The 24,408-nt window shown below is 70.9% G+C and carries 19 protein-coding genes; 13 read left to right on the plus strand and 6 right to left on the minus strand.

The window, feature by feature from the left end; all coding sequences use genetic code 11:
* Nucleotides 1-14 precede the first annotated feature (14 nt).
* Both BM345_RS25065 and BM345_RS25070 read right to left on the minus strand, forming a co-directional pair.
* Nucleotides 15-854 (minus strand): ABC transporter ATP-binding protein, encoded by an 840-nt coding sequence (locus tag BM345_RS25065; RefSeq protein WP_254789999.1) that lies wholly within the window; start codon nucleotides 852-854, stop codon nucleotides 15-17.
* On the minus strand, nucleotides 851-2,803 hold the full coding sequence (locus tag BM345_RS25070; RefSeq protein ID WP_254790001.1) for an AMP-dependent synthetase/ligase: 1,953 nt from the start codon (nucleotides 2,801-2,803) through the stop codon (nucleotides 851-853). The genes BM345_RS25065 and BM345_RS25070 overlap by 4 nt, the downstream gene beginning before the upstream one ends.
* Before the next feature lie 85 nt (nucleotides 2,804-2,888).
* On the opposite strand from BM345_RS25070, the gene BM345_RS25075 reads away from it, so the two are divergent.
* The 3 genes from BM345_RS25075 to BM345_RS25085 all read left to right on the plus strand — a co-directional run bounded on the left by BM345_RS25075 (nucleotide 2,889) and on the right by BM345_RS25085 (nucleotide 5,058).
* Nucleotides 2,889-3,671, plus strand: coding sequence for a Crp/Fnr family transcriptional regulator (locus BM345_RS25075; protein ID WP_093385222.1), 783 nt, complete (start codon nucleotides 2,889-2,891; stop codon nucleotides 3,669-3,671).
* A gap of 65 nt (nucleotides 3,672-3,736) precedes the next feature.
* Nucleotides 3,737-4,306: a YbhB/YbcL family Raf kinase inhibitor-like protein gene (locus BM345_RS25080; protein ID WP_093385224.1), complete on the plus strand. Its 570-nt coding sequence runs from the start codon at nucleotides 3,737-3,739 to the stop codon at nucleotides 4,304-4,306.
* 29 nt (nucleotides 4,307-4,335) lie between these two features.
* Nucleotides 4,336-5,058 (plus strand): Crp/Fnr family transcriptional regulator, encoded by a 723-nt coding sequence (locus BM345_RS25085; RefSeq protein WP_093385227.1) that lies wholly within the window; start codon nucleotides 4,336-4,338, stop codon nucleotides 5,056-5,058.
* Nucleotides 5,059-5,074: 16 nt separating this feature from the next.
* On the opposite strand, the gene BM345_RS25090 is transcribed toward BM345_RS25085, so the two are convergent.
* The 4 genes from BM345_RS25090 to BM345_RS25105 form a co-directional block, all read right to left on the minus strand.
* A complete protein-coding gene (locus BM345_RS25090) occupies nucleotides 5,075-5,737 on the minus strand; it encodes a peroxiredoxin family protein (protein WP_217654032.1) in 663 nt (220 codons plus the stop codon).
* A gap of 24 nt (nucleotides 5,738-5,761) precedes the next feature.
* The gene (locus BM345_RS25095) at nucleotides 5,762-9,052 is read right to left on the minus strand and encodes an adenylate/guanylate cyclase domain-containing protein (RefSeq protein WP_093385232.1); all 3,291 of its coding nucleotides are present in this window, start codon (nucleotides 9,050-9,052) and stop codon (nucleotides 5,762-5,764) included.
* 59 nt (nucleotides 9,053-9,111) lie between these two features.
* Nucleotides 9,112-10,473, minus strand: a complete 1,362-nt coding sequence (locus BM345_RS25100; protein WP_093385234.1) for an NAD(P)/FAD-dependent oxidoreductase — start codon at nucleotides 10,471-10,473, stop codon at nucleotides 9,112-9,114.
* A gap of 144 nt (nucleotides 10,474-10,617) precedes the next feature.
* Nucleotides 10,618-12,681, minus strand: a complete 2,064-nt coding sequence (locus tag BM345_RS25105) for an AsmA family protein (protein ID WP_093385237.1) — start codon at nucleotides 12,679-12,681, stop codon at nucleotides 10,618-10,620.
* 234 nt (nucleotides 12,682-12,915) lie between these two features.
* Here BM345_RS25105 and kdpF point away from each other — a divergent pair, with 234 nt between their 5' ends.
* The 10 genes from kdpF (at nucleotide 12,916) to BM345_RS25155 (ending at nucleotide 24,383) form a co-directional block, all read left to right on the plus strand.
* Entirely contained in the window at nucleotides 12,916-13,014 is a 99-nt protein-coding gene (gene kdpF, locus BM345_RS25110; RefSeq protein ID WP_068642048.1) for a K(+)-transporting ATPase subunit F, read from the plus strand.
* A 2-nt stretch (nucleotides 13,015-13,016) separates the two neighbouring features.
* Nucleotides 13,017-14,723 (plus strand): potassium-transporting ATPase subunit KdpA, encoded by a 1,707-nt coding sequence (kdpA, locus tag BM345_RS25115; RefSeq protein WP_093385239.1) that lies wholly within the window; start codon nucleotides 13,017-13,019, stop codon nucleotides 14,721-14,723.
* Nucleotides 14,724-14,726: 3 nt separating this feature from the next.
* A complete protein-coding gene (gene kdpB / locus BM345_RS25120) occupies nucleotides 14,727-16,829 on the plus strand; it encodes a potassium-transporting ATPase subunit KdpB (protein WP_093385242.1) in 2,103 nt (700 codons plus the stop codon).
* Nucleotides 16,830-16,843: 14 nt separating this feature from the next.
* Entirely contained in the window at nucleotides 16,844-17,428 is a 585-nt protein-coding gene (kdpC, locus tag BM345_RS25125; protein ID WP_093385244.1) for a potassium-transporting ATPase subunit KdpC, read from the plus strand.
* A 13-nt stretch (nucleotides 17,429-17,441) separates the two neighbouring features.
* On the plus strand, nucleotides 17,442-20,195 hold the full coding sequence (locus BM345_RS25130) for a DUF4118 domain-containing protein (protein ID WP_093385246.1): 2,754 nt from the start codon (nucleotides 17,442-17,444) through the stop codon (nucleotides 20,193-20,195).
* Nucleotides 20,192-20,890 (plus strand): two-component system response regulator KdpE, encoded by a 699-nt coding sequence (kdpE, locus tag BM345_RS25135; protein WP_093385248.1) that lies wholly within the window; start codon nucleotides 20,192-20,194, stop codon nucleotides 20,888-20,890. Before BM345_RS25130 ends, kdpE begins: the two co-directional genes overlap by 4 nt.
* Nucleotides 20,891-20,922: 32 nt before the next feature.
* Nucleotides 20,923-21,693 (plus strand): pseudouridine synthase, encoded by a 771-nt coding sequence (locus BM345_RS25140; protein WP_093385251.1) that lies wholly within the window; start codon nucleotides 20,923-20,925, stop codon nucleotides 21,691-21,693.
* An 89-nt stretch (nucleotides 21,694-21,782) separates the two neighbouring features.
* The gene (locus BM345_RS25145; RefSeq protein ID WP_093385253.1) at nucleotides 21,783-22,442 is read left to right on the plus strand and encodes a response regulator; all 660 of its coding nucleotides are present in this window, start codon (nucleotides 21,783-21,785) and stop codon (nucleotides 22,440-22,442) included.
* A gap of 61 nt (nucleotides 22,443-22,503) precedes the next feature.
* Nucleotides 22,504-23,877, plus strand: coding sequence for a sensor histidine kinase (locus BM345_RS25150; protein WP_093385256.1), 1,374 nt, complete (start codon nucleotides 22,504-22,506; stop codon nucleotides 23,875-23,877).
* Nucleotides 23,878-24,029: 152 nt separating this feature from the next.
* Entirely contained in the window at nucleotides 24,030-24,383 is a 354-nt protein-coding gene (locus BM345_RS25155; protein ID WP_093385258.1) for a hypothetical protein, read from the plus strand.
* Nucleotides 24,384-24,408: the final 25 nt, after the last annotated feature.

Genomic DNA, 24,408 nt, shown 5'->3' on the forward strand with positions numbered 1-24,408 from the left:
TCCGCCCTGTGTGCTCAGTGCTCGACACCGAGGTACGCGCGGATCACGTCCTCGTTGCCGCGCACTTCATCCGGCGTGCCGTCGCCGATCTTCTTGCCGTAGTCCAGCACCACCACGCGGTCGCTGATGTCCATCACCACGCCCATGTCGTGCTCGATCAGCACGATGGTGGTGCCGAACTCGTCGTTCACGTCCAGGATGAAGCGGCTCATGTCCTGCTTCTCCTCCACGTTCATGCCGGCCATGGGCTCGTCCAGCAGCAGCACCTGCGGCTCCATGGCCAGCGCCCGGCCCAGGTCCACGCGCTTCTGCAGGCCGTAGGGCAGGCGGCCCACCGGCGTCTTGCGGTGTGCCTGGATCTCCAGGAAGTCGACGATGTGCTCGACGAACTCGCGGTGCCGCAGCTCCTCGCGCTCGGCGGGGCCGATGCGAAGCGCCTGCGCCAGCAGGCCGCTCTTCATCTTGAGGTTGCGCCCCGTCATGATGTTGTCCAGCACGCTCATGCCCTTGAACAGGGCCAGGTTCTGGAAGGTGCGGGCCACGCCCATCTCGGCCACCTGGCGCGAGTTCATGTGCTTGAAGGTCTTGCCGCGGAAGGTGATGGAGCCCTGCTGCGGCGTGTACACGCCGTTGATGCAGTTGAGCATGGAGCTCTTGCCCGCGCCGTTGGGGCCGATGATGGCGCGCACCTCGTGCTCGCGCACGTTGAAGCTGATGTCGGTGAGCGCCTTCACGCCGCCGAAGGACAGCGAGATGTTCTGCACGTCCAGGATCACCTCGCCGATGCGGCGGCGCGCGGCCGGCACCGGCGCCGTGTCGGCCAGCAGGGCGCTGTCTTCGATGCGTGCGTTCATGCTGCGGCCCTCACCGGTGGGAAGCGCCTGGCTTCGACGATCTTCAGGGTGGCGCTCACCGCGCCGCTGCGGCCGTCCTCGAACTTGACCTGGGTCTCGATGAACTGCTCGGTCTTGCCGCCATACAGCGCATCGACCAGCACTGCGTATTTCTCGGCGACGAAGCCGCGCCGCACCTTGCGTGTGCGGGTCAGCTCGTCGTCGTCGGGGTCCAGTTCCTTGTGCAGCACCAGGAAGCGGGCGATCTGCGTGTCCGCCATGCCTTCCTCGGCCGCCAGGTCGGCATTGACCTTTCCGATGCACTCGGCCACCAGCGCCAGCACCTCGGGCTTGCCGGCCAGGTCCACATAGCCGCCGTAGGGCAGGGCGTGGCGCTCGGCCCAGTTGCCCACGGCCTCGTAGTCGATGTTGATGGCGGCGCAGACCTCGTCGCGCGCGTTGCCGAAGCACACCGCCTCCTTGATCTGCGGGAAGAACTTGAGCTTGTTCTCGATGTAGTTGGGCGCGAACATCGCGCCGCCCTTCATGCGGCCCACGTCCTTGGCGCGGTCGATGATGCGCAGGTGGCCCTCGCTGTCGAGCACGCCGGCGTCGCCGGTGTGGAAGTAGCCATCGGCATCCAGCACCTCCGCGGTGGCTTCGGGGCGCTTGTAGTATTCCTTGAGCACCGACACGCCACGCACCAGCACCTCGCCGTTGTCGGCGATCTTCAGCTCCATGCCCGGTGCGGCGGTGCCCACGCTGGTGAGCTTGACCCGGCCGTCCTGCTGCAGGCACACATAGGCGCAGGTCTCGGTCTGGCCGTAGAACTGCTTGAGGTTCACGCCGATGGAGCGGTAGAAGCGGAACAGGTCCGGCCCGATCGCGGCGCCCGCCGTGTAGGCCACGCGGATGCGGCTCATGCCCAGCACGTTGCGCAGCGGCCCGTAGATCAGCAGGTCGCCCAGCTTGTAGAGGAAGCGGTCCTTCGCCGATACCGGCGCGCCGCCCAGGATGTCCGCGCCCACGCGCTGCGCCAGCGCCATGCACTTCGCGTACAGCCAGCGCTTGGGCGCGGCCGCGTCCTCCATGCGGATCGACACGGCCGTCAGCAGGCCTTCGAAGGTGCGCGGCGGGCCGAAGTAGTAGCTGGGCCCGATCTCGCGCATGTCGTTCATCACCGTCTCGGCCGACTCGGGGCAGTTGAGCGTGAAGCCCGCCACCAGCCACTGCGCGACCGAGAACAGGTGGTCGCCCACCCAGGCCATGGGCAGGTAGCTCATGATGTCGTCGCCCGGGCCCAGCTTGTCGGTCTCCACGCCGCCGCGGCCGGCCGCGATGAAGCCCGCGTGCGTCTGGCACACGCCCTTGGGCCGGCCGGTGGTGCCGGAGGTGTAGAGGATCACCGCCACGTCGGTCGGCTGCACGCTCTGCACGCCAGCGTCGAAGTGGCCAGGGTTCTTCGCATCGAACTCGCGGCCCAGCTGGCGCAGCGCGTCGAAGCTCAGGAGGCCCGGCTGGTCGTAGTTGCGCAGGCCGCGCGGGTCCTCGTAGATGATGTGCCGGATCTGCGGGCGGCTCTCGCGGCATTCCAGCAGCTTGTCGACCTGCTCCTGGTCCTCGGCGATGACGAACTCGATGTTCGCGTCGTCCAGCATGAAGACCATCTCGGCCGCCACCGCGTCCTGGTAGAGCGGCACCGGCACGCCGCGCAGGCTCTGCGCCGCGGCCATCGCCAGGTACAGGTGCGGCCGGTTGGCGCCCACGATGGCCAGGTTGTCCAGCGGCTGGAAGCCCAGGCTGGCCAGGCCGCAGGCGATCTCGCGCACTTCGCGCGCGCAGTCCTGCCAGCGCCAGGTCTGCCAGATGCCCAAGTCCTTCTCGCGCATCGCAGGCGCATCGGGCCGCTCTGCCGCGTGCTGCAGAAGCAGCCGCGGGAAGGTGTCGGTGGGGTGTGTCTGCGTGTTCAAGATGGCGCGAATGTAGGCCCGCGCTTTGACGCTCCGCTGTCGTTCCAACGACAATCCTAGGGACACTACTCCCCGGAGTTTCCCGATGCAGTCCAGCGTTGCGGCAGTTCCCATCCCGGCCTTCCCGCGCGATGGCGGTCCGGCCAAGAGCCACCAGGGCGGCACCTCGCTGCGCGAGCGCGTGCGGCCGGCCTCGCGCGTCGAGCTCGACAGCGTGCCCTGGCTGCGCGCGCTGGCACCGGCCGAGCGCGACCGGGCCCAGTCCGTCATCGTGGTGGGCGACGCCGAGCCGGGCGACCTGGTGTGCCGCGTGGGCCGCCCGCCCACCTACTGGTTCGGCGTGATCGAGGGCCTGCTCAAGATGAGCAAGGACCGCGCGGACGGCAGCTCCATGACCTACAGCGGCTTGCCCTCGGGCGGCTGGTTCGGCGAGGGCACGGCCATGAAGCGCGAGCCCTACCGCTACGACATCCAGGCGCTGCGGCGCAGCGTGGTGGCAGGCCTGCCCGTGGACGACTTCCACTGGCTGCTGGACCACTCCATCGGCTTCAACCGCTTCGTGATGAATCAGCTCAACGAGCGGCTGGCCCAGTTCATCGCCGCGCGCGAGAACGACCGCCTGAACAACCCCGACGCCCGGGTGGCGCGCAACCTGGCGCAGCTGTTCAACCCGGTGCTCTTCCCCGGCGTGGGCGAGCTGCTGCGCATCACCCAGCAGGAGCTGGCCTACCTGGTGGGCCTGTCGCGCCAGCGCGTGAACGAGGCGCTGCGCACGCTGCAGGCGCGCGGCGCCATCGTGGTGGAGTACGGCGGCGTGCGCGTGCTCGACATGGAAGCGCTTCGCAGCGGCGGGGTTGTCGAGCGATGACAAAGCCGGGCTGCCCGCGCATGATGCGAGCTCTTGCCTTCAGACAAGGAGAAGAAGCCGTGACGATGAAGCCCGACACCCCGCGTTCTCTTGTGCTTGCCGCGGCCCTGGTGGCCGCCGCGCCGCTGGCCGGCGCCGCCGGCTTCTCGCTCGGCAGCCCGACCATCAAGCCCGGCAGCACCCTGACCGAAGCGCAGGTGTTCAACGGCTTTGGCTGCAGCGGCAAGAACATCTCGCCGGCCCTGAAATGGAGCGGCGCGCCCAAGGACACCAAGAGCTTTGCCCTCACCGTGTACGACCCCGATGCGCCCACCGGCTCCGGCTGGTGGCATTGGGTCATTTACAACATCCCGGCCAGCGCCACCGAGATCCCCGAGGGAGCCGGAACGGCCGACGGCAAGGGCCTGCCGGCCGGCAGCCAGCAGGGCCGCACCGACTTCGGCGTGCCCGGCTTCGGCGGCGCCTGCCCGCCGCCGGGCGACAAGCCGCACCGCTACATCTTCACGGTGTACGCGCTCAAGACCGACAAGCTGGACATCCCCGAGGGCGGCACCGCCGCACTGGTGGGCTACATGATCAACGCCAACAAGCTCGCATCGGCTTCCTTCACCGCGAAGTACGGGCGCAAGAAATAAGCACGGGCATCTTCTGCTGCGAGGAGTGAATGGGCTGGCTCGAAAACCTGATCAACACCGCACTGGTCACGATCGCCGAATCGCTGTCGACCTCCGAAGGGATCATTGCGGCGGTGTCGGTGACCATCGCCGGCGGGCTGGTGGTGGCCAGCAGCTTCGTCAAGACCATGATCCCGCTGCGGATGCTGGCGGTCGCCAGCAACGTGGGCTTCATGGTCTACGGGGCCCTGCATCCTTCGCTGACCATGCTGATGCTGCACGCCACGCTGCTGCCCATCAACATCTTCCGCACGGCCCAGATGGTCTGGATGACGCGGAAAGTGCGAGAGGCCGCCAGCACCGCCGACCTCTCGGGCGTCTGGCTGCGGCCCTACATGCGCAGCCGCCGGCATCGGGCCGGGCACGTGCTGTTCCGCAAGGGTGATCCGGCCGACCACCTGTTCTTCCTGGCCGCCGGCAAGATCGAGTTCATCGAGATCGGGCAGGTGATGGAGGCGGGCCGGCTGTTCGGCGAGATCGCCTTCTTCGCGCCCGACAAGTGCCGCTCGCTCACGGCCCGCTGCGTCACCGCCTGCCAGGTGCTGCGCATCGACGAGAACACCTTCAGGCAGCTGTATTTCCAGAACCCGGCCTTCGGCTTCGAGGTGGTCTCGCTCATCGCCGGGCGGCTGATGGCCGACCGGCAGCGGCTGGAAGCACTGGTCGCTGCGGGGCAGGCGCCGCCGCAGCCGGTGGACCAAGCGGCCGCCTGAGCCGGGGCCCCAACGCCTAGTGCAGGCGCATGGCGCGCGCCGCCTCGAGGATCACTTCCTCCGAGGGCAGCTTGCCGATGCCCGCAAGCCCTTCCTTCTGGCACTCGATCTCCACCCAGCGCACGATGCCGTCGCGGTCGATCATGTACAGGGCCTTGAGCTGCGGCCACTGCCGGTCGATGTCGGCCTGGTCGTTGGGCGTGCCGGTATAGCCGTCCTCGACAGTGAGCTTCACCGACAGGTCCTGCACCGACATCGGCGCAGGAAGGTCGCCGAAGGGGTTCACGCGCACCTCGCCAAGGGCCTGCAGCATCTCGGGCGTGGGCTCCGGCTTGGGCACGCGGAAGGCCCGGTGGATGCTCAGCGCCGGGTCGGACGCCAGGCGCAGCCGCGTGGGCCTGAACTTGAAATACACCCGGGCATGCTCCGGGTCGGTGGCCACCACCGCCAGGCTTTGCACGCCCAGGGCCTTGAGCTTGTCTTCCATCGCGCCCAGCTCCACCAGCTGGCGGCGGCAGAAGGGGCACCACAGGCCCACCATGAGCGCCAGGAAGAGGTTGCTCTTGCCGCGGTAGTCGCTCAGCTGCACAGGCCCGTTGCCGTCCACGGCGGGCAGGGCGAACTGGGGTGCGGGCTCGCCCGGCGCCACGGGCATTTCCATCATCGATGCGGAACTCATGTCGACTCTCCTTGCGCGCTTTTGTCAGCAAAGGAAGGGAAGCACCATCAGGGCGTCGGGCTCGAGGCCGGCGCCTTCGCACAGCGCCTGGGCCTTGGCCAGCCAGACCTCGGCCTCTCCAGGTCGCCCGGCGTCCAGGTAGAGCGTAGCCAAACCGTCGTAGCAAGGGAAGAGCAACTGCGGCTCGGCCACCTGCTCGGCCAGTTGCAGCGCCTCCTGGTAGGCGGCCAGGGCACGGGGATGGTCGCCGTGGCACTGGTGGATCTGGCCCAGGACGATCAGCGGCACCGCCAGGTGGTCGACCAGGCCGAGCCGCCGATCCAGTTGCACGGCGGTCTGCGCCGCCGCGATGCCCTCGGCCTCGCAGCGGTTGGTGAGCGCGCAGTAGGCCACCGCGAGGTTGGCATACAGGCGCGATTGGAAGGCCAGGTCGCCAACCTTGCGCGCCGTCTCCAGCCCGCGCAGGCAGGTCTCGATGCTGCGCTGCGGATCCAGGGTGGCGTAGAGCACCCCCAGGTTGGTATAGCCGCGGCAGGCGGCCTGCAGCAGGTCCAGCGCCTCGGCCTGGGCGACGCTGTGCTCGATCTCCTTCACCGCCTCCTCGGGCCGGCCCAGGCGGGCCAGCGCGACGCCCAGCGTGTTGCTGGCCTCGGCGCGCACGATGGTGGCGGCGCGGGCGCGCTCGGCATCGTGCTCGCCATCGGCCGGCGCCATGGGCACTTCGTCCAGCGCACGCCGCGCCCAGGCCAGCGCGCCCGCGCTGTCGCCGGCGCGGAAGGCCAGGCGGCCCAGCTCCTGGAACAGGTGGGCGCGCTCGATGGCGTCGCCCTGCTCGCCCAGCTGCGCCAGGCCTTCGTTGAAGCAAGTGGCGGCACGCTCGCGGTCGCCGGCTTCCCAGTGCAGGCCGCCGATCTTGCGCAGCACGCGGGCCGCGCGCACCGGCTCCGCGCCTTGCCGCGACAGCGACTCACGGATGGTCTCGTAATGCTTCAGGGCCTCCTCGCGCTGGCCGGCCAGGGCCTGCATGTCGGCCAGGCGCTCGTGCGCATCGAGTTGCAGGTGCGCTGCGGCTTCATCGGCCGTGCTGTCCGCCTCGTCCAGCGTGCGCATCGCGCGGCTGTAGTGGCGCATGGCGTCCTCGTTGGCATACACGCCGCGCGCCCAGTCGCCGGCGGCAAGCAGGTAGCGCGCGCCGCGCAGCTTGTCGGGCGACAGGCTCCAGTGGTGCCCCAGCGCTTCCAGCTCGACCAGGCGGCGCGGGGCCAGGCCGTCGCGATCGGGGCCGCCCTGTGCCTCGCGGACTTCCAGCGCACGGCCGACGCGCGCATGCAGTTCGCTGCGCCGCGCGAGCAGCAGGTTCTGGTAGGCCACCTCGTGCAGCAGCGCGTGGGTGAAGCGCCAGCGCGCCTCGCCATGGGGACGCAGCAGCTCGGCGGCGGCCAGGCGCTGGAGCGCTGCGTCGGTGGCCGCCGCCGGGGCGCCGGCAATGCTGCGCAGCAACCCGGCATCGAAGTCGGCGCCCAGCACCGCGGCTTCCTGCAGGGTGCGGCGCTCGTCCGCGCCCAGGCGGTCGATGCGCGAGAGAAGCAAGCCATACAGCGTGGGCGGCACGTCGGGTGTGCCGTCGTCGGCAGCCGTAAAGCGCCACTGGCCACCCTGCTGCAGAAGCTGGCCGGCGCCCGCCAGGCTGCGCACGATCTCCTCGACGAACAGCGGGTTGCCGCCCGCGCGCGCCGTCACCAGTTGGCGCACCGGCGCCAGGCCGGCATCGCCGGTGGCGCCCAGCAGCTGGTCCACCAGCGCCTGCGTGTCCGCGGCGCCCAGCGGCTCCAGCGCGACCAGGAACTGCCCGGCCTGCGCCGCGTGCAGCGCGCGGGCGTCGGGGCGCTGGCACAGCATCAGCATCAGGGGACGGTCGGCCAGCTGGTCCAGCACCTCGACCAGCAGGTCGATGGAGGCGGTGTCGGCCCAGTGCACGTCGTCGAGCACGATCATCAACGGCTGCGTCGCCAGGCGCCGCTCCAGCAGGGCGCGTGCGGCCAGCACGATCTGGCGCTGCAGCTGCTCGGGCTCGATGTCGCCGGGCCGCGGGGCCGCATCCTCCTGCATGCCCAGCAGGTAGTTGAGCACCCGCGAGACGGCGTCGGCCTCGCTGGCGTCCGCGCCCAGGGCACGCAGGCCCTCCTGCAGCTTGTGCTGCGCCACCGCCAGCGAATCGCTTTGCTCGACCCGGTAGGCGTCGCGGAACAACGCGCCGAAGGCGCCGTAGGTGGGCTCGCCGAGGGACGAACAGCTGGCCCGCCGCACGCTGGTGGCCGCCAGTTCATCGGCGCGCTGGGACTGCAGGCGCGCGAAGAATTCGGCCAGCAGCCGCGACTTGCCGGCGCCGGCTTCGCCCGTCACGCACACCAGCTGGCCCCGGCCGGCCTGCGCGGCGTCGAAGGCGGCCATGAGCTGCGCCAGCTGCATGTCGCGGCCCACCAGCGGCGCCGCCAGGCCCAGGTCGGCCAGGCCGCGCGGCGAGGCCTGCGCCGCTGCACTGCGCAGCCCCAGTACCTGGAACACGCGCATCGGCTGCGCCTTGCCGCGCAGTGCCAGCTCGGCCGGCGGCGCGAAGTCGAAGCGGTGCTGCGTCAGCGCCTGCGTGGCGGCCGATACCAGCACGCTGCCCGGCTCGGCCGCGTTGAGCAGGCGCGCGGCGGTGTTGACCGTGTCGCCCGTCACCGCATAGGTGCCGCCCGCGCCGCTGCCCAGGCTGCCCGCCACCACGGCGCCGGTGTGCACGCCGATGTGCAGCGTCACCGCCCGCGCCAGCCGGGGCGCCCAGCGGTGGCTCAGCTCGCCGATGCCTGCCAGCATGTCCAGCGCGGCGTCGACGGCGCGCACCGGGTCGTCCTCGTGCGCCCGCGGCGCGCCGAACACCGCCATCACCGCGTCGCCCACGAACTTCTCGACGAAGCCGTCGTAACGGGCCACGCTGGCGGCCATCACCTCGAACAGGGCGTTCTGGAAGGCGCGCAGGGTCTCGGGGTCCAGGCCCTCGGCCAGCGAGGTGAAGCCGGTCAGGTCGGCGAAGAGCACCGTGACCAGGCGGCGGTCGGCGGCCTGCGCGTCGTTGTCGTTGGCGGCCGGCGGGGGCGGCGCGGGGGCCTGCGCGAGGCCGCAGCGGGGGCAGAAGGCGAAGCCGACCTCCAGCGCATGGCCGCAACCGTGGCAGCTGGGGCCCACCTTGTGGCCGCAGCGCTGGCAAAAGGCGGCCCCCGGCAGCAGGACGCCGCCGCAGCCGGAGCAGGACGCGGGCAGGAGGGCCGACATGGTCGGCTGCCATCCTGCGCCAGTTCGGCCTTGGGCGCTACTGGTGGCAACCGGGGCGCTCAGCCCTCGTTCTGGATGGTCTCGCCCTGCAGCTTGCCCATGTCGCGGATGTTTTCCTTGTGCCGGCGCCAGCCGCGCCAGGTGCGCTTCGCGTTGGCCCAGGAGATGGCGTAGTACAGCATCTTGAAGCGGCGCAGCCCGCCCCACATGGGCGTGCTGCCGTAGATGTCGCCGGCCAGCAGCGACATCAGCGCCTCCTTCACCCGCATGAAGTTGTTCGGGTGCATGAACATGTCGCGGATGGTCGGGTTGGTGGCGCGGTAGATGAACCACGAGTACTCGCGCGGGCCCTTGCGCATCATCTGCTCGAACTCGCGCCTGGCCTTCGCATGCTCGGCCGGCCGGTCCAGCGCCGTGGCGACCAGATCGGCGCCGTCGAAGGCGCTGTGCATGGCCAGGTACACGCCCGAGGAGAACATCGGGTCGATGAAGGCGAAGGCATCGCCCAGCATCAGGTAGCGGTCGCCCGTGCAGTGCGTGCCGTTGTAGGAGAAATTGCCCGTGGCATGCACCGCGTCGTCGACCAACTCGGCCGCCTTCAGCCGGTCGGCCAGCTCGGGGCACATGGCGATGGTGTCGAAGAAGAAGTCCTTCAGCGGCTTCTCGCGCTGCTTCAGGTAGTAGGGCCAGCACACCGCGCCCACGCTGGTGGTGCCGTCGGCCAAGGGGATGAACCAGAACCAGCCGTGTGGGAACCAGCAGATGCTGATGTTGCCCTCGCGCTTGCCTTCGAGCCGGCGCACCTTGCGGAAGTGGCCGAAGAGGGCGGTGCTGTTGTGCTCGGGGTTCTTTTCCTTGCTCTTGAGCTTGTTGCCCAGGAAGGTGTCGCGGCCGCTGGCGTCGACCACGAAGCGGGCATGCCAGGTGCGGCGGCTGCCGTCTTCCAGCTGCGCCTGCACAATGGCGCCGCTGTCGTCGAACTGCACGTCGCGCACCTTGCAGCCTTCCAGCGTGCGTGCGCCACGGGTGGCGGCGTTGCGGAACAGCAGCTCGTCGAGCTCGGAGCGGCGCACCTGCCAGGCCGAGGGCATGGTCTTGTCCCAGGCGTCGGCGAACTCGACATAGCTGCGGTGCGCGTGCTCGATGGAGACGAACTCGATGCCCCACTTCTTCATGCCGATGGCATCGACCTGGTCGTGCACGCCCAGGCGGCGGAACAGGTCGACGTTGGCCGGGAGCAGCGATTCGCCGATGTGGAAGCGAGGGTGGTGCTCCTTCTCGACCAGCACCACGTCGCGGCCCTGCTGCGCCAGGAGGGCCGCGATGGTGGAGCCGGCCGGGCCGCCGCCGATGACGAAGACGTCGCAGCCTTCGATGGTCGGGACTTCGGGAATGGCGGAGGCAGTCGATGTGTCTGGCATGGGTGGAAAGCGCCTGCTAACTCTGTGGGAGGGGTACGTAACCCCGCAGGATAGCGCGCGACCACCCGTCGTCCTGTCAGAACTTGGCGCGTGAGCTCAGCTGCAGCTCACGGCCGGGCCGGGGCAGGATCGAGGAGGTGTGTTTCAGCGTTCCAGGAGATTCCGCAAGGGCCGGGGAAAGCCGCCCTTCTTCGACGAGGCGTCGGGCGCCGCGGCGCTGGCGCCCGTGGAGGTCTTCGCGCTGCCGCTGTAGGCCGAATCGCAGGGCCGGGTGTCGGTCACCTTGCCCAGCAGGCGCTCGCCCAGCAGGGTGATGCCGCCAGTGGCCACCGCGGCGCCGATGTTGACCGCCTCGCGCGCCGTGCCGGCCAGGTTCACCTGCACCTGCGGGGCCGCCAGCGGCCCGGCGATCTTCACGATGCCGGCGAAGGCGGTCGGGTCCAGGCCGGTGCCCTTCTTCACCGTGGGCCGCATGCCCAGGTCCACCTGCTCGCTGGCCAGGTCGATCAGGCCGGACATCACCACGCTGACCCGCTCGCCGTCCACCGCGATCGAGCGGTCGATGTCGATGCGGCCCGCCTTCACCGGCAGGCGCGCCGCGGCGCACAGCACCTTGAAGCTGTCGACCTCGCCGCGCAGCGGCGTGAGCGCATGCAGCAGCGCCGTCACGAGTTCGCCCGGCACGCTGTTGCTGCGCCGGATGGCCGAGGAGGCCTCGCCCATGCGCATGCGAAGCTCGCCGTTGAGCGAGGCGGCCAGGCGGTGCGGCGAGTTGCCGCTGGCGGACAGCTTCGCGTCGAACTCGGTGCGGCCGCCGGAGATCACCGCCTCGCGCCGCATCAGCGCCAGCAGCGCGTCCATGGCCACGCCGCGCGCCTTCATCTGCAGGCCGATGCGCGGCGCCGTCTCGCCTTCGGGCTGCGCCCATTGGCCCGAGAGGTTGAAGCTGCCGCGCGCCAGGCCGAAGTCCAGCTGGCCGATCTCCAGGTGGTCCGCCCGGCTGCTACCGCGCGCCTTCACCGCGATCAGCTCCAGGCCATTGGGCAGCACCAATCTTTCGGTGCGCAGGTCGGCCTGGATCGACAGGTGCGGCAGCTTCAGCGCAGGAAAGGGCGTGTCGGAAAACACGCGCGCATCGCCCTTGGTGTCCGGCGCAGACGGTCCGGCGCGCTGGGCCGGGTACAGCCGGGCCAAGTCCAGCCCGTCCGAATGCAGGGCCAGCTGGATGGCAGGCGGCGTGGCGGTGCGGTCCCAGACGATGCCGCCGGCCACCGTCTGACCCTGGCTCTCCAGCTCGAAGTTGTCCACCTGCAGCATGCGCGGGCGCCAGTTCAGCTCGCCATTCAGCTTCGCGGGCACGGGCAGCGGCAGCGCCACGCGCAGCAACTGGCCCAGCGCCTGGGTGGCCTGGATGTCGGCCTGCACTTTCAGCTGTGCCTGGCCCGCCGCCTCGCCCAGACCCACCTGGCCGTCGACGCTGGCGGTGGCGCCTTCCATGCGCAGGTCCAGGTCCAGCGGAATGGCGCGGGCGCCGGAGGTTTCGTCGCGCTGCACGCCCACGCCGCCCTCGGCATGGATCTTCTGCGCGCGCCAGAGGGTGTCGATGGCAATCTGCCAGGCGTCGGGCCCGCGGGCCGGGTCGGGGTGGCGCTCCAGCGCCAGGGACTCGATGTCCAGCGCCTCGGTGTTGCCGCTGCGGCCGCTGCGCCAGCGGAGCTTGGTGTCCCTGGCGGTCAGCCGGGCCAGGGTCACGCGGATCGGGCTGGTGGTGTGGACGGCGGTGGGCGGCGCCTCGGCGGTGCCCGCGCGCTGGAAGCTCCAGTTGCCCTGGCCGTCGGCGTTGGTCTCCAGCAGCAGGTCGGCGCCGGCGATCTCGATGCGGCCGATCTCCACCCGCCGCTCCAGCAGCGGCTCCAGCGCCAGGTCGAAGCGCAGCTCGTGGATGCGCGCCATGTCCGGCTGCGAACCCCAGGGGGCGTTGCCCAGGCGCACGTCCTCGGCGACCAGGGCCAGGCGCGGGTAAAGCGACAGGTGCACCGGTCCCTCGATGGCGAAGTCGCGCCCGGTGGCGGCCTTCACCTCCGCCACGGCGCGCGCCATCACCGCGCCGCGGTCGACGGCCTGCACCAGCAGCCACGTGCCGCCGGCGAGCAACAGAACCAGCAGTGCCACGGCCGCCAGCAGGGCGCGCAGCCATCTTCTTCTCATGGGGGCTCCTCTCGGGAGCCTGGATTTTTACGCTTTCTTTATGCGCCTGCGCTGGGTATCTGCCCTGTTTTTACGCACGAAGGCGAAGACTCCCTCTCCATGCATTCGCTTGAATCGAGGAGCTCTTGATATGGACATCGTTTGGATCGCCGCCCTGGCCCTGTTCTGGGTGGCGTTGATCGTGGGCGTGGACGGCCTGCTGCGGCTGGTGCGCGCCAAGAAGGAGGGCCGGCCATGATCGGCATGGAAGTCCTGTACGGGCTGGGCGGGCTGATCGCCGTGCTGCTGCTGGCCTACCTGGTGTTCGCGCTGATCTGCGCCGAGGAGTTCTGAAAATGACTTCCTCTGCCTGGACCCTTCTGCTGGTCTTTCTCGCGCTGTTGGGCCTCCTGGCCTGGCCGCTGGGCCGTGCGCTGGCCGCGCTGTGCGAAGGCCGCGTGGCGGGCTGGATGCGGCTCGTCGAGGCGCCCCTCTTCCGCCTGGCCGGCGTGCGCGCCGACGACACCATGCACTGGCGCGGCTACGCGCTGGCGCTGGTGGCCTTCAATGCGCTGGGCGCCTTCTTCGTCTACGGCCTGCAGCGGCTGCAAGGCTTGCTGCCCTTCAACGCGGCGGGCCTGGGCGCGGTCTCGCCCGACTCGGCCTTCAACACCGCCGTGAGCTTCGTCACCAACACCAACTGGCAGGGCTACGTGGGCGAGGCCACCATGAGCCACCTCACGCAGATGCTCGGGCTGGCGGGCCAGAACTTCCTCTCGGCCGCCACCGGCATCGCGGTGGCCTTCGCGCTGGCGCGCGGCTTCGCAGCGCGCGGCGCCGAGGGGCCGGCGCGCGGCCACATCGGCAACTTCTGGATGGACGTCACGCGCATCACGCTGTGGCTGCTGCTGCCGCTTTCCTTCGTGCTGGCGCTCTTCTTCGTGAGCCAGGGCGTGATCCAGAACTTCTCGCCCAACCTGGACCTGGGCACGGTGGAGGGCGCACGCCAGTCCATCGCCATGGGCCCGGTGGCCTCGCAGGAAGCCATCAAGATGCTGGGCACCAACGGCGGCGGCTTCTTCAACGCCAACTCGGCCCATCCCTTCGAGAACCCGACGGCGCTGGCCAACCTGGTGCAGATGCTGGCGATCTTCCTGATTCCGGCTGCGCTGTGCTTCGCCTTCGGCCGCGTGGTGGGTGACCGCCGCCAGGGCTGGGCGATCCTGGCCGCGATGACGGTGATGTTCGTGCTGGCGGTGGTCGCGCTGATCCCGGCCGAGCATGCGGGCAACCCGGCGCTGGCGCAGCTGGGCGTGGCGCCCGGCGCGGCCAACATGGAAGGCAAGGAAGTGCGCTTTGGCATCGATGCCTCGGCCCTCTTCGCCGCCGTGACCACGGCCGCTTCCTGCGGCGCGGTCAACGGCATGCACGACTCCTTCACGCCGCTGGGCGGCATGGTGCCGCTGGTGCTGATGCAACTGGGCGAGGTGGTGTTCGGCGGCGTGGGCGCCGGGCTGTACGGCATGCTGATCTTCGCCATCCTGGCGGTGTTCATCGCCGGCCTGATGATCGGCCGCACGCCCGAATACCTGGGCAAGAAGATCGAGGTGCAGGAGATGAAGCTCATGTCCATCGCGATCCTAGTCACGCCGCTGCTGGTGCTGCTGGGCACGGCGGTGGCGGTGATCGCCGAGCCGGGCAAGGCCGGCATCGCCAACCCGGGCGCGCACGGCTTCTCCGAGATCCTCTATGCGCTGAGTTCGGCCGGCAACAACAACGGCAGCGCCTTCGCCGGCCTGTCGGCCAACACGCCCTTCTACAACGCGCTGCTGGCGCTGGTCATGTGGCTGGGCCGCTTCGGCGTGATCCTGCCGGTGCTGGCCGTGGCCGGTGCGGTGGCCGCGAAGAAGCGGCTGCCCGAGAGCGCCGGCACCCTGCCCACGCACGGGCCGCTGTTCGTCGTCCTGCTCATTGGCACGGTGCTGCTGGTGGGCCTGCTCAACTACGTTCCGGCGCTGGCCCTGGGCCCCGTCGTCGAACACCTGATGCTCTGGAAGAACTGAGCCATGACTTCGATTGCCAACGACAAGACCCTTTCGCTGCTGGACCCGGCCCTGGTGCTGCCGGCCCTGCGCGCTTCCTTCGCCAAGCTGAGCCCCCGGGTGCAGTGGCGCAACCCGGTGATGTTCGTGGTCTACATCGGCTCGATCATGACCACGGTGCTGTGGGGGCACTCGCTGCGCTTTCCCGGCGACAGCGCCATGCCCTCGTCCTTCGTCGGCGCGGTGGCGCTGTGGCTGTGGTTCACGGTGCTCTTCGCCAACTTCGCCGAGGCCCTGGCGGAAGGGCGCAGCAAGGCGCAGGCCGCGTCGCTGCGCGGCATGCGCAAGGACACCTGGGCCAAGAAGCTGGCCGAGCCGAGGCATGGCGCTGCGTTCTCGCCTGCCCGGGCCCTCGAGCTTCGCCGGGGCGACGTCGTCCTGGTCGAAGCCGGAGACTTCATCCCGCTGGACGGCGAGGTCATCGAAGGCGTGGCCTCGGTGGACGAGAGCGCCATCACCGGCGAATCGGCGCCGGTGGTGCGCGAATCGGGCGGCGACTTCTCGGCCGTGACCGGCGGCACCCGCGTGCTGTCCGACTGGCTGGTGGTGCGCATCGCGGTGAACCCGGGCGAGTCCTTCCTGGACCGCATGATCGGCATGGTGGAAAGCGCGAAGCGGCAGAAGACGCCCAACGAAATTGCGCTGACCATCCTGCTGGTGGCGCTGACCATCGTGTTCCTGGTGGTCACCGTCACGCTGCTGCCCTTCTCCATCTTCAGCGTGCAGGCGGCGGGCACGGGCACGGTGGTGTCGCTCACCGCGCTGGTGGCGCTGCTGGTGTGCCTGATCCCCACCACCATCGGCGGCCTGCTGTCGGCCGTGGGCGTGGCCGGCATGAGCCGCATGATGCAGGCCAACGTCATCGCCACCTCCGGCCGCGCGGTGGAGGCGGCCGGCGACATCGACGTGCTGCTGCTGGACAAGACCGGCACCATCACCCACGGCAACCGCCAGGCCAGCGCCTGGTTCACCGCGCCGGGCGTGTCGCGCAGCCGGCTGGCGCGCGCCGCGCTGCTGGCCTCGCTGGCCGACGAGACGCCGGAAGGCCGCAGCATCGTGGAGCTGGCGCGCCAGGAAGGCATCGACGCCTCGCCGGTGGCGGATGCGCGTTTCGTGCCCTTCACCGCGCAGACGCGCATGAGCGGCGTCGATCTGCCCGCCGGTGTCGACACGCACGAGGCCGGCCCGACTCCGCTGCGCAAGGGCGCGGTGGACGCTGTGCGCCGGCATGTGGAAGCGCAGCACGGCCTGATGCCGCCCGAGCTCGCGCGCACGGCCGAAGACATCGCCCGCCGCGGCAGCACGCCGCTGGCGGTGGCGCAGGGCTCGCGCGTGCTGGGCATCGTCGAGCTCAAGGACATCGTCAAGGCCGGCATCGGCGAGCGCTTCGCGCAGCTGCGCCGCATGGGCATCCGCACGGTGATGATCACCGGCGACAACAAGCTCACCGCGGCGGCCATCGCGGCCGAGGCCGGCGTCGACGACTTCCTGGCCGAGGCCACGCCCGAGGACAAGCTGGCGCTGATCCGCAAGTACCAGGCCGACGGCCGCCTCGTGGCCATGACCGGCGACGGCACCAACGACGCGCCGGCTCTCGCGCAGGCCGACGTGGCGGTGGCCATGGGCAGCGGCACGCAGGCGGCCAAGGAGGCCGGCAACATGGTGGACCTGGACTCCAACCCGACCAAGCTGCTGGAGGTGGTGGAGACCGGCAAGGCCCTGCTGATGACGCGCGGCTCGCTCACCACCTTCTCCATTGCCAACGACGTGGCGAAGTACTTCGCCATCATCCCGGCGATTTTCGTGTCGACCTATCCGCAGCTGGCGGCGCTCAACGTGATGCGGCTGGAAAGCCCCTCGTCGGCCATCCTGTCGGCGGTGATCTTCAACGCGCTGATCATCGTCGCGCTGATCCCGCTGGCGCTCAAGGGCGTGCGCTACCGCCCGGTCGGCGCCGCCGCGCTGCTGCGCCGCAACCTGGCCATCTACGGCCTGGGCGGGCTGCTGGTGCCATTCGTGGGCATCAAGCTGATCGACATGCTGCTGGCCGCTGCCGGCCTGGCCTGATTGGGAACATCCTCATGAACAACATCCTTCGTCCCGCGCTGGTGCTCTTCGTGCTGCTCAGCGCGATCACCGGCATCGTCTATCCGCTCGCCGTCACGGGGGTGGCGCAGTCCGCCTTCGCCGAAAAGGCCAACGGCAGCCTGCTTCGCAACACTGAAGGCCAGGCGGTGGGCTCCGTGCTCATCGGCCAGGCCTTCGCCGATCCGAAGAACTTCTGGGGCCGGCCCTCGGCCACCGCCGACAAGCCCTACAACGGCCTGGCCTCGGGCGGTTCCAACCTGGGCCCGCTGAACCCGGCCCTGCGCGACGCCGTGGCGCAGCGCGTGGCGGCGCTGCGCGAAGCCGATCCGGCCAGCCGCGAGGTGCCCGTCCCCATCGACCTGGTCACGGCCTCGGGCAGCGGGCTGGACCCGCACATCTCGCCCGAGGCGGCGCGTTATCAGTTGCCGCGCGTGGCGAAGGCGCGCGGCCTGCAGCCGCAGGTGCTGGAAGCACTCATCGACCAGCACACCGACTGGCCCTGGCTGGGCTTCCTCGGCGAGCCGCGGGTGAACGTGCTGGAACTCAACCTGGCCTTGAACGGCCCGCCCATGCCTTAACCTCGCGAGCCTGATGCCCGAACTCGCCCGACCGGACCCCGACGAGCTGCTTGCGCACATCCGCGCGCAGGAGGCCCAGGCACGGCGCGGCAAGCTGCGCATCTACTTCGGCGCCAACGCCGGCGTCGGCAAGACCTGGGCCATGCTCAGCGCCGCGCAGCGCGAGCGGCAGGCCGGCCGCGACGTTGTCATCGGCGTGGTCGAGACGCATGGCCGCGCCGACACCGCCGCGCTGCTGGCCGGCCTGGAGCAGTTGCCGCGGCGCGCCATGCCCTACCGCGGCCGCGAGCTGCCCGAGTTCGACCTGGACGCCGCCCTGGCGCGCAGGCCGGCCGTGATCCTGGTCGACGAACTGGCGCATTCCAACGTGGAAGGCTCGCGCCACGCCAAGCGCTGGCAGGACATCGAGGAGCTGCGCGCCGCCGGCATCGAGGTGTGGAGCGCCCTGAACGTGCAGCACCTGGAAAGCCTCAACGGCACGGTGGGCGCGATCACCGGCGTGCGGGTGCACGAGACGGTGCCCGACGCGGTGCTGGACCAGGCCGAAGAGGTGGTGCTGGTCGATGCCACGCCGGACGAGCTCACGGCGCGGCTGGCGGCGGGCAAGGTCTACCTGCCGCAGCAGGCGCAGCGTGCGGCGCAGAACTTCTTCCGCAAGGGCAACCTCATCGCGCTGCGGGAGATCGCGCTGCGACGCACCGCCGAGCATGTGGAGGACGACGTGCGCGGCTGGCGGGTGGAGCAGTCCAGCCACCATGTCGCGACGGGGCCGATGGCGGCCTGGCACACCTCCGGCGCCATCCTGGCCTGCGTGGGCCCGCATGCCGATGCGGCGCAGACGGTGCGCACGGCCGCGCGCCTGGCCGGCCAGCTCAGCGTGAACTGGCACGCGGCCTATGTGGAGACGCCCGCGCTGCAGCGGCTGGCGGCGACCGGGCGCGACCGCATCCTGGCGGTGCTGGCGCTGGCCGAGGAGCTGGGTGCGTCGACCGCGGTGCTCACCGGCGACGCGGTGGCGCCGGTGCTCGCTGCGCAGGCGCAGCGCCTGAACTGCGCCACCGTGGTGCTGGGCCGCCCGCGCGAGCGGCAGGGCTGGGCGCGCTGGTGGCCACGTACGGCTCCGGGCATCGCGCGTCAGCTGGCGCAGCTGTCGCCCACGCTGGACATCGTGAGCGCCGGCGTGGCGGACAGCTCGCGCCGCCTGCCGCGCCAGGTGCTGGGCACGCGCGGCGAGGAAGACACCGACACGCCGCGCGCACGCTGGCCCGGCTATGCCTGGGCCGCCGCCACCAGCGTCTTCGTCACATTGCTGGCGATGCCGCTGGTGCATCTGCTGGAGGGCGCCAACATCGTGATGCTCTTCCTGCTGGGCGTGATCGGCATCGCGCTGCGCTTCGGCCGGGGGCCGGCGGCCTTCGCCGCGCTGCTCAACGTGGCGGCCTTCGACTATTTCTTCGTCGACCCGCGACTGTCCTTCGGCGTGAGCGACTGGCAGTACCTGCTCACCTTCGCGGTGATGAGCGCCGTGGGCCTGATCATCGGCCAGCTCACCGCGGGCCTGCGCTTCGCGGCCGGCGTGTCGGCCAGCCGCGAGCGGCGCGCGCAGTCGCTCTTCGAGCTCAGCCGGGAGCTGTCTGCGGCGCTGCAGTCGCAGCAGGTGGTGGCCATCGGCGAGACCGCGGTGCAGCGGCATTTCGGCGGCCCGGCGCTGGTGCTCGCCACGGACGAGGACGATCGGCTCCTGATGCCCAGCACGGCGCCGGCCGGCTTCGATGCCGGCGTGGCCGACTGGGCCTTCCGCCACGGCCAGCCGGCCGGCCTGGCCACCGCCACGCTGTCGGCGCAGAGCTGGCACTACGTGCCGCTGAAGGCGCCGATGCGGGTGCGTGGCGTGCTGGCGCTGCAGCCGGCACGGGCGCGCTGGCTGCTCATCCCCGAGCAGTCGCAACAGCTGGACACGCTGGCGCGGCAGATCGCCATCGCCCTGGAGCGAGTGCACTACGTGGACGTGGCGCAGCGCGCGGTGGTGGAGATCGAGTCGGAGCGACTGCGCAACGCGCTGCTGGGTGCCATCTCGCACGACGTGCGCACGCCGCTCACTGCGCTGATCGCGCTGGCCGAGTCGCTGCGCGAGTTGCCCGAGGGCCCGCAGGCGCAGGCGGCGCGGGCCATCGTGGCGCAGGCGCACGAACTCAATGCGCTGGTGGGCAACCTGCTGGACATGGCGCGGCTGGAAAGCGGCGCCGCCGGCGGAGCGGTGAACTTGCGGCGCGACTGGCAGAGCGTGGAGGAGACGGTGGGCGCCGCCATCCGCGCCGCGCGCTCGGCGCTGGGCGCCGTGCCGGTGCGCACCGAGCTGCCATCCGACCTGCCGCTGGTGGAATTCGACGCGGTGCTGATCGAGCGGGTGCTGGTCAACCTGCTGGAGAACGCGGCCAAGTACGGCGCGGCGCCCATCGTGGTGTCGGCCGTTGGCGCCGAGGGCACGCTGCTGCTTCGCGTGCGCGACCACGGGCCCGGCTTGCCGGCGCGGCTCAAGGGCCGCGAGCAGGCGCTGTTCGACAAGTTCACGCGCGGCCAGGCCGAGTCGGCCACGCCGGGCGTGGGCCTTGGCCTGGCGATCTGCAAGGCGATCGTGAACGCGCACGGCGGCAGCATCGACGCTGCCAACGCGGACGGCGGCGGGGCAGAATTCAGCGTCACGCTGCCGCGCCGACCGCCTCCGCCGGAGCCGCCGCTGGCCGAATCTTCCGAACCGCCACCATGAGCCAAGCCCAAGCCACCGCCGTCGTCATCGAGGACGAGCCCCAGATCCGCCGCTTCGTGCGTGGCGCGCTGGAGGACGAGGGCTGGCTGGTGCACGAGGCCGCCACCCTGCGCGACGGCCTGGCCGCCGCCGGCACGCGGCAGCCCGACCTGATCGTGCTGGACCTGGGCCTGCCCGACGGCGACGGCCTGAACCTGATCCGCGACGTGCGCGGCTGGTCCTCGGTGCCGATCATCGTGCTCTCGGCGCGCGCGCAAGAGGAAGACAAGATCGATGCGCTGGATGCCGGCGCCGACGACTACCTCACCAAGCCCTTTGGCACCGGCGAGCTGCTGGCCCGCGTGCGCGCCAACCTGCGCCGGCCGCGCGCCGCCGCTGGCGCGGAGGAGGCTGCGGCGCCCTTCCGCTTCGGCGAGGTGGAGGTCGACCGCAACGCGCGCCTGGTGCGGCGCGCCGGCGCGGAGGTGCATCTCACGCCCACCGAATACCGCCTGCTGTCGGTGCTGGTGAGCAATGCCGGCCGCGTGCTCACGCAGCGCCAGCTGCTGCGCGAGGTGTGGGGGCCTTCGCACTCCGGCCAGAGCCACTACCTGCGCATCTACATGGGCCACCTGCGGCAGAAGCTGGAGGCCGATCCGGCGCAGCCGCGGCACCTGCTGACCGAGACGGCGGTGGGTTACCGGCTGGTGCCCTGAAGCCAAATGCGGCGCTGAGCGAAAATCCCCTGATGCCCGACGCCGCCGCAGAACCCGTCCGTCTCAACAAGCGCATGGCCGAACTCGGCCTGTGCTCGCGCCGCGAGGCCGACGAGTGGATCGAGCGCGGCTGGGTACGCGTGAACGGCGAGCCGGCCGCCATGGGCGTGAAGGTGCTGCCGCAGGACCGCATCGAGGTCGACCCCAAGGCGCGCGGCCAGCAGGCGCAGCAGGTGACCATCCTGCTGCACAAGCCGGTGGGCTACGTGAGCGCGCAGGCCGAGGACGGCCACGAACCGGCCGTGAGCCTGATCGGCCCGCGCACCCACTGGAAAGGCGACGGCAGCGGCATCCGCTTCGCGCCGGCGCAGCTGCGCGGCCTCGCACCCGCCGGGCGGCTGGACATCGATTCGGTGGGCCTCCTGGTGCTGACGCAGGACGGGCGCATCGCCCGCCAGCTCATCGGCGAGGACTCGGGCATGGAGAAGGAATACCTGGTGCGCGTGGCCTACGGCGCCGTCAACACCAATCCCCAGGCCACTTTTCCGGCCGAGCAGCTGGCCAGGCTGCGCCACGGCCTGAGCCTGGACGGGCAGGCGCTCAAGCGGGCGCAGGTGGATTGGCAGAACCCCGAGCAGCTGCGCTTCGTGCTCACCGAGGGCAAGAAGCGGCAGATCCGCCGCATGTGCGAACTTGTGGGCCTCAAAGTGGTCGGACTCAAGCGCATCCGCATCGGGCGCGTGGTGCTGGGCCACCTGCCGCAGGGGCAGTGGCGCTACCTCGCGCCCAACGAGCGTTTCTGATGCGCCACAGGCTCATCGCCTGCTAAGAATGCGGCGCTAGGCTGGAGCGCGGCCGCGCAGGACATCGCGGCGAGAAAAGGACGACACACATGCGCGTGCTGGTGGCGGAAGACGACGAGATGATCGGCCAGGGCCTGGTGCAGGCGCTCGAAGGCGCGGGCTGGTCGGCCGACTGGGTGCGCACCGGCACGCTGGCCCAGAGCGCCATGGCCGACGGCGGCTACACCTGCGTGCTGCTCGACCTGGGCCTGCCCGCGCAGGACGGCACCGAGGTGCTGCGGCGTGCGCGCCAGGGCGGCGACACCACGCCGGTGATCGTGCTCACCGCCCGCGATGGCGTGGACGACCGGGTGCAGGGCCTGGACCTGGGCGCCGACGACTACCTGCGCAAGCCCTTCGAGTTCCGCGAGCTCATGGCGCGCATGCGCGCGGTGGTGCGCCGGCGCGACGGCAGCGCCCACTCGATCATCGGCACGACGAAAGTGCAACTGGACCTGAGCACGCGCGAGGTCTTCCTCGACGGCCGGCGCGAGGCCCTCACCGCGCGCGAGTTCGCCCTGCTGCATGCGCTGCTGGAGCGCCCCGGCGCCATCCTCTCGCGCGAGCAGCTGGAGAACCGCATCTACGGCTGGGGCGAGGAAGTCACCAGCAACGCCATCGACGTGTTGATCCACGGCATGCGCCGCAAGCTGGGGCCCGAGGTCATCCGCAACGTGCGCGGGCTCGGGTGGCGCGTGATGCAGGCATGAGCGCAGCGCCGGGCCGCCCCAGGCAAGCTCGCACCGCAGTGCGAAGCACGAAGGCAATCCATTGACCCCCACCCGACCGCACTCGCTGCGCCGCCAGCTGTGGTGGTGGCTGGTGGGGCTGTACCTGGCGGCCACGGCGCTCACGGCGCTGTTCTCCTACCAGGCCTTCGGCCGGCTCATCAACACTTTCATGGACGAGCAGATGCGCATCGTCGCCGACTCCTACGCCGGCGGCGTGCAGTCGCGCACGCTGCAGCCGCTGGCCAGCGAGAAGGCCCTGCGCGCGGGGGCCTTCGTGGTGCAGATCTGGAGCGCCGACGGCGCCATGCTGCTGGCCAGTTCCTGGCCCGCGCTGGGCCTGCCCCTGCAGACGCAGGCGGGCTTCGACACGGTCGAATGGGAGGCAGATGGCGACGACCGCTGGCGCGTCTACACCGTGCTGCCCGATCCGCAGTCGCCCGCGGCCGACCGGCCGCGCGTGCAGGTGGTGCAGAGCGCCTCCTTCCGCCAGCAGCGCGCCACGCGGCGGGCCTGGCTGGAGAGCTTGCCCATCGTGCTGCTGCTGCCGGTGTCGCTGCTGGTGCTGTGGCTGATCGTGGCGGCCGGCTCGCGTTCGCTGCGCCAGGTGGCGCGCGAGGTGGCGGCCCAGGACGAGCGCAACCCCGCCGAGCTGCCGGTGGCGCGCGTGCCCGAGGAGATCGGCCCGCTGGTGCTGGCCTTCAACAGCCTGCTGGCGCGGCTGCGCAATGCGCTGGCCACGCAGCGCCGATTCGTGCAGGACGCGGCCCACGAACTGCGCACGCCCATCACCGCCATCGGCCTGCAGGTGGAGAACCTGCGCGGCCTGATCCCGCCCGGCGAGGCGGCCGAGCGCTTCGAGCAGCTGGAAGCCGGCGTGACGCGAGCGCGCCACCTGTCCGAGCAGCTGCTGCGCCTGTCGCGCCAGGACGTGCCGGCGGCCGCGGACAGCGCCGACGCGGACCTGGCCGCCGTGCTGCGCGAGAGCGTGGGCCAGCTGATGCCGCTGGCCGACCGGCGCCGCATCGACGTGGGCTTCGAGGGCAAGGGCGCGCCGCGCGTGGCCGTGCCGGCGGCCGAGCTGCGCAGCATCTTCGACAACCTGATCGACAACGCCATCCGCTACGCGCCCGAGGGCAGCGCGGTGGACGTGCGCTTGCAGGGCGGTGCGGCCGGTGGGCCGGTGGTGGTGGAGGTGCTCGACAGCGGGCCGGGCATTCCGCCGGAGTTCATCGGGCGCGTGTTCGACCGCTTCTTCCGCGTGCCCGGCGCGCCGGCCGGCGGCAGCGGGCTGGGGCTGGCCATCGCGCAGGGCGTGGGGCGTCGGCATGGCCTGCGCATCGAGCTGCGCAACCGCGAGGACACGCGCGGCCTGCTGGCGCGCGTGACGCTGGGTCCGGTGCCGGGCAGCGCCTGAGCCTTGCTGCTCATTCCCGGCTCATTTTTCGCTCACGCTGGGCTCAGTCTGCCTGCCTAGAGTGGTTGCAAGGCCTCGATGGCTGCGCGCGCCCGAAGCGCGCGCACCCGGGGGGCCTTGATTCATCCACCGTACCACTCGAGGAGACCATCATGCGCACCACCCACAAGCTCATCGCCATCAGCGTCTTCGGCAGCCTGGCCGCGCTCGGCAGCACCGGCGCCCTGGCGCAGCAGACCAGCGACGGCGGGGACTACCGTCCGATGACGCTCAATTCGCCCGACAAGCCCGAAGTGCAGCAGGGCGCGCTCGCCGCGGCCCGTGCGCATGGCGGCGCCGGCTCGGAAGGCACCGGCTCGTCGACCGCGCCCACGCCCACCAGCGCCAGCAGCAGCTCGGCCGACGCCGACCAGGGCGCGCTGGCAGCCGCGCGCGCACATGGCGGTGCCGGCTCGGAAGGCATCGGCAGCTCGACGGCGCCGACCATGCCCAACTCGGGCAGCTGATTCCGATCGCTTGATGTTCCTGGGA

The sequence above is a fragment of the Variovorax sp. OV329 genome (assembly GCF_900114785.1).
GTDB lineage: Bacteria > Pseudomonadota > Gammaproteobacteria > Burkholderiales > Burkholderiaceae_C > Variovorax.

What these genes read in the sequence shown, in the direction of transcription:
- BM345_RS25065 (WP_254789999.1), bottom strand. Translation starts at nt 854, where the DNA reads ATGAACGCACGCATCGAAGACAGCGCCCTGCTGGCCGACACGGCGCCG.
- BM345_RS25075 (WP_093385222.1), top strand. Translation starts at nt 2,889, where the DNA reads ATGCAGTCCAGCGTTGCGGCAGTTCCCATCCCGGCCTTCCCGCGCGAT.
- BM345_RS25080 (WP_093385224.1), top strand. Translation starts at nt 3,737, where the DNA reads ATGAAGCCCGACACCCCGCGTTCTCTTGTGCTTGCCGCGGCCCTGGTG.
- BM345_RS25085 (WP_093385227.1), top strand. Translation starts at nt 4,336, where the DNA reads ATGGGCTGGCTCGAAAACCTGATCAACACCGCACTGGTCACGATCGCC.
- BM345_RS25090 (WP_217654032.1), bottom strand. Translation starts at nt 5,737, where the DNA reads ATGAGTTCCGCATCGATGATGGAAATGCCCGTGGCGCCGGGCGAGCCC.
- BM345_RS25095 (WP_093385232.1), bottom strand. Translation starts at nt 9,052, where the DNA reads ATGTCGGCCCTCCTGCCCGCGTCCTGCTCCGGCTGCGGCGGCGTCCTG.
- BM345_RS25100 (WP_093385234.1), bottom strand. Translation starts at nt 10,473, where the DNA reads ATGCCAGACACATCGACTGCCTCCGCCATTCCCGAAGTCCCGACCATC.
- BM345_RS25105 (WP_093385237.1), bottom strand. Translation starts at nt 12,681, where the DNA reads ATGAGAAGAAGATGGCTGCGCGCCCTGCTGGCGGCCGTGGCACTGCTG.
- kdpF (WP_068642048.1), top strand. Translation starts at nt 12,916, where the DNA reads ATGATCGGCATGGAAGTCCTGTACGGGCTGGGCGGGCTGATCGCCGTG.
- kdpA (WP_093385239.1), top strand. Translation starts at nt 13,017, where the DNA reads ATGACTTCCTCTGCCTGGACCCTTCTGCTGGTCTTTCTCGCGCTGTTG.
- kdpB (WP_093385242.1), top strand. Translation starts at nt 14,727, where the DNA reads ATGACTTCGATTGCCAACGACAAGACCCTTTCGCTGCTGGACCCGGCC.
- kdpC (WP_093385244.1), top strand. Translation starts at nt 16,844, where the DNA reads ATGAACAACATCCTTCGTCCCGCGCTGGTGCTCTTCGTGCTGCTCAGC.
- BM345_RS25130 (WP_093385246.1), top strand. Translation starts at nt 17,442, where the DNA reads ATGCCCGAACTCGCCCGACCGGACCCCGACGAGCTGCTTGCGCACATC.
- kdpE (WP_093385248.1), top strand. Translation starts at nt 20,192, where the DNA reads ATGAGCCAAGCCCAAGCCACCGCCGTCGTCATCGAGGACGAGCCCCAG.
- BM345_RS25140 (WP_093385251.1), top strand. Translation starts at nt 20,923, where the DNA reads ATGCCCGACGCCGCCGCAGAACCCGTCCGTCTCAACAAGCGCATGGCC.
- BM345_RS25145 (WP_093385253.1), top strand. Translation starts at nt 21,783, where the DNA reads ATGCGCGTGCTGGTGGCGGAAGACGACGAGATGATCGGCCAGGGCCTG.
- BM345_RS25155 (WP_093385258.1), top strand. Translation starts at nt 24,030, where the DNA reads ATGCGCACCACCCACAAGCTCATCGCCATCAGCGTCTTCGGCAGCCTG.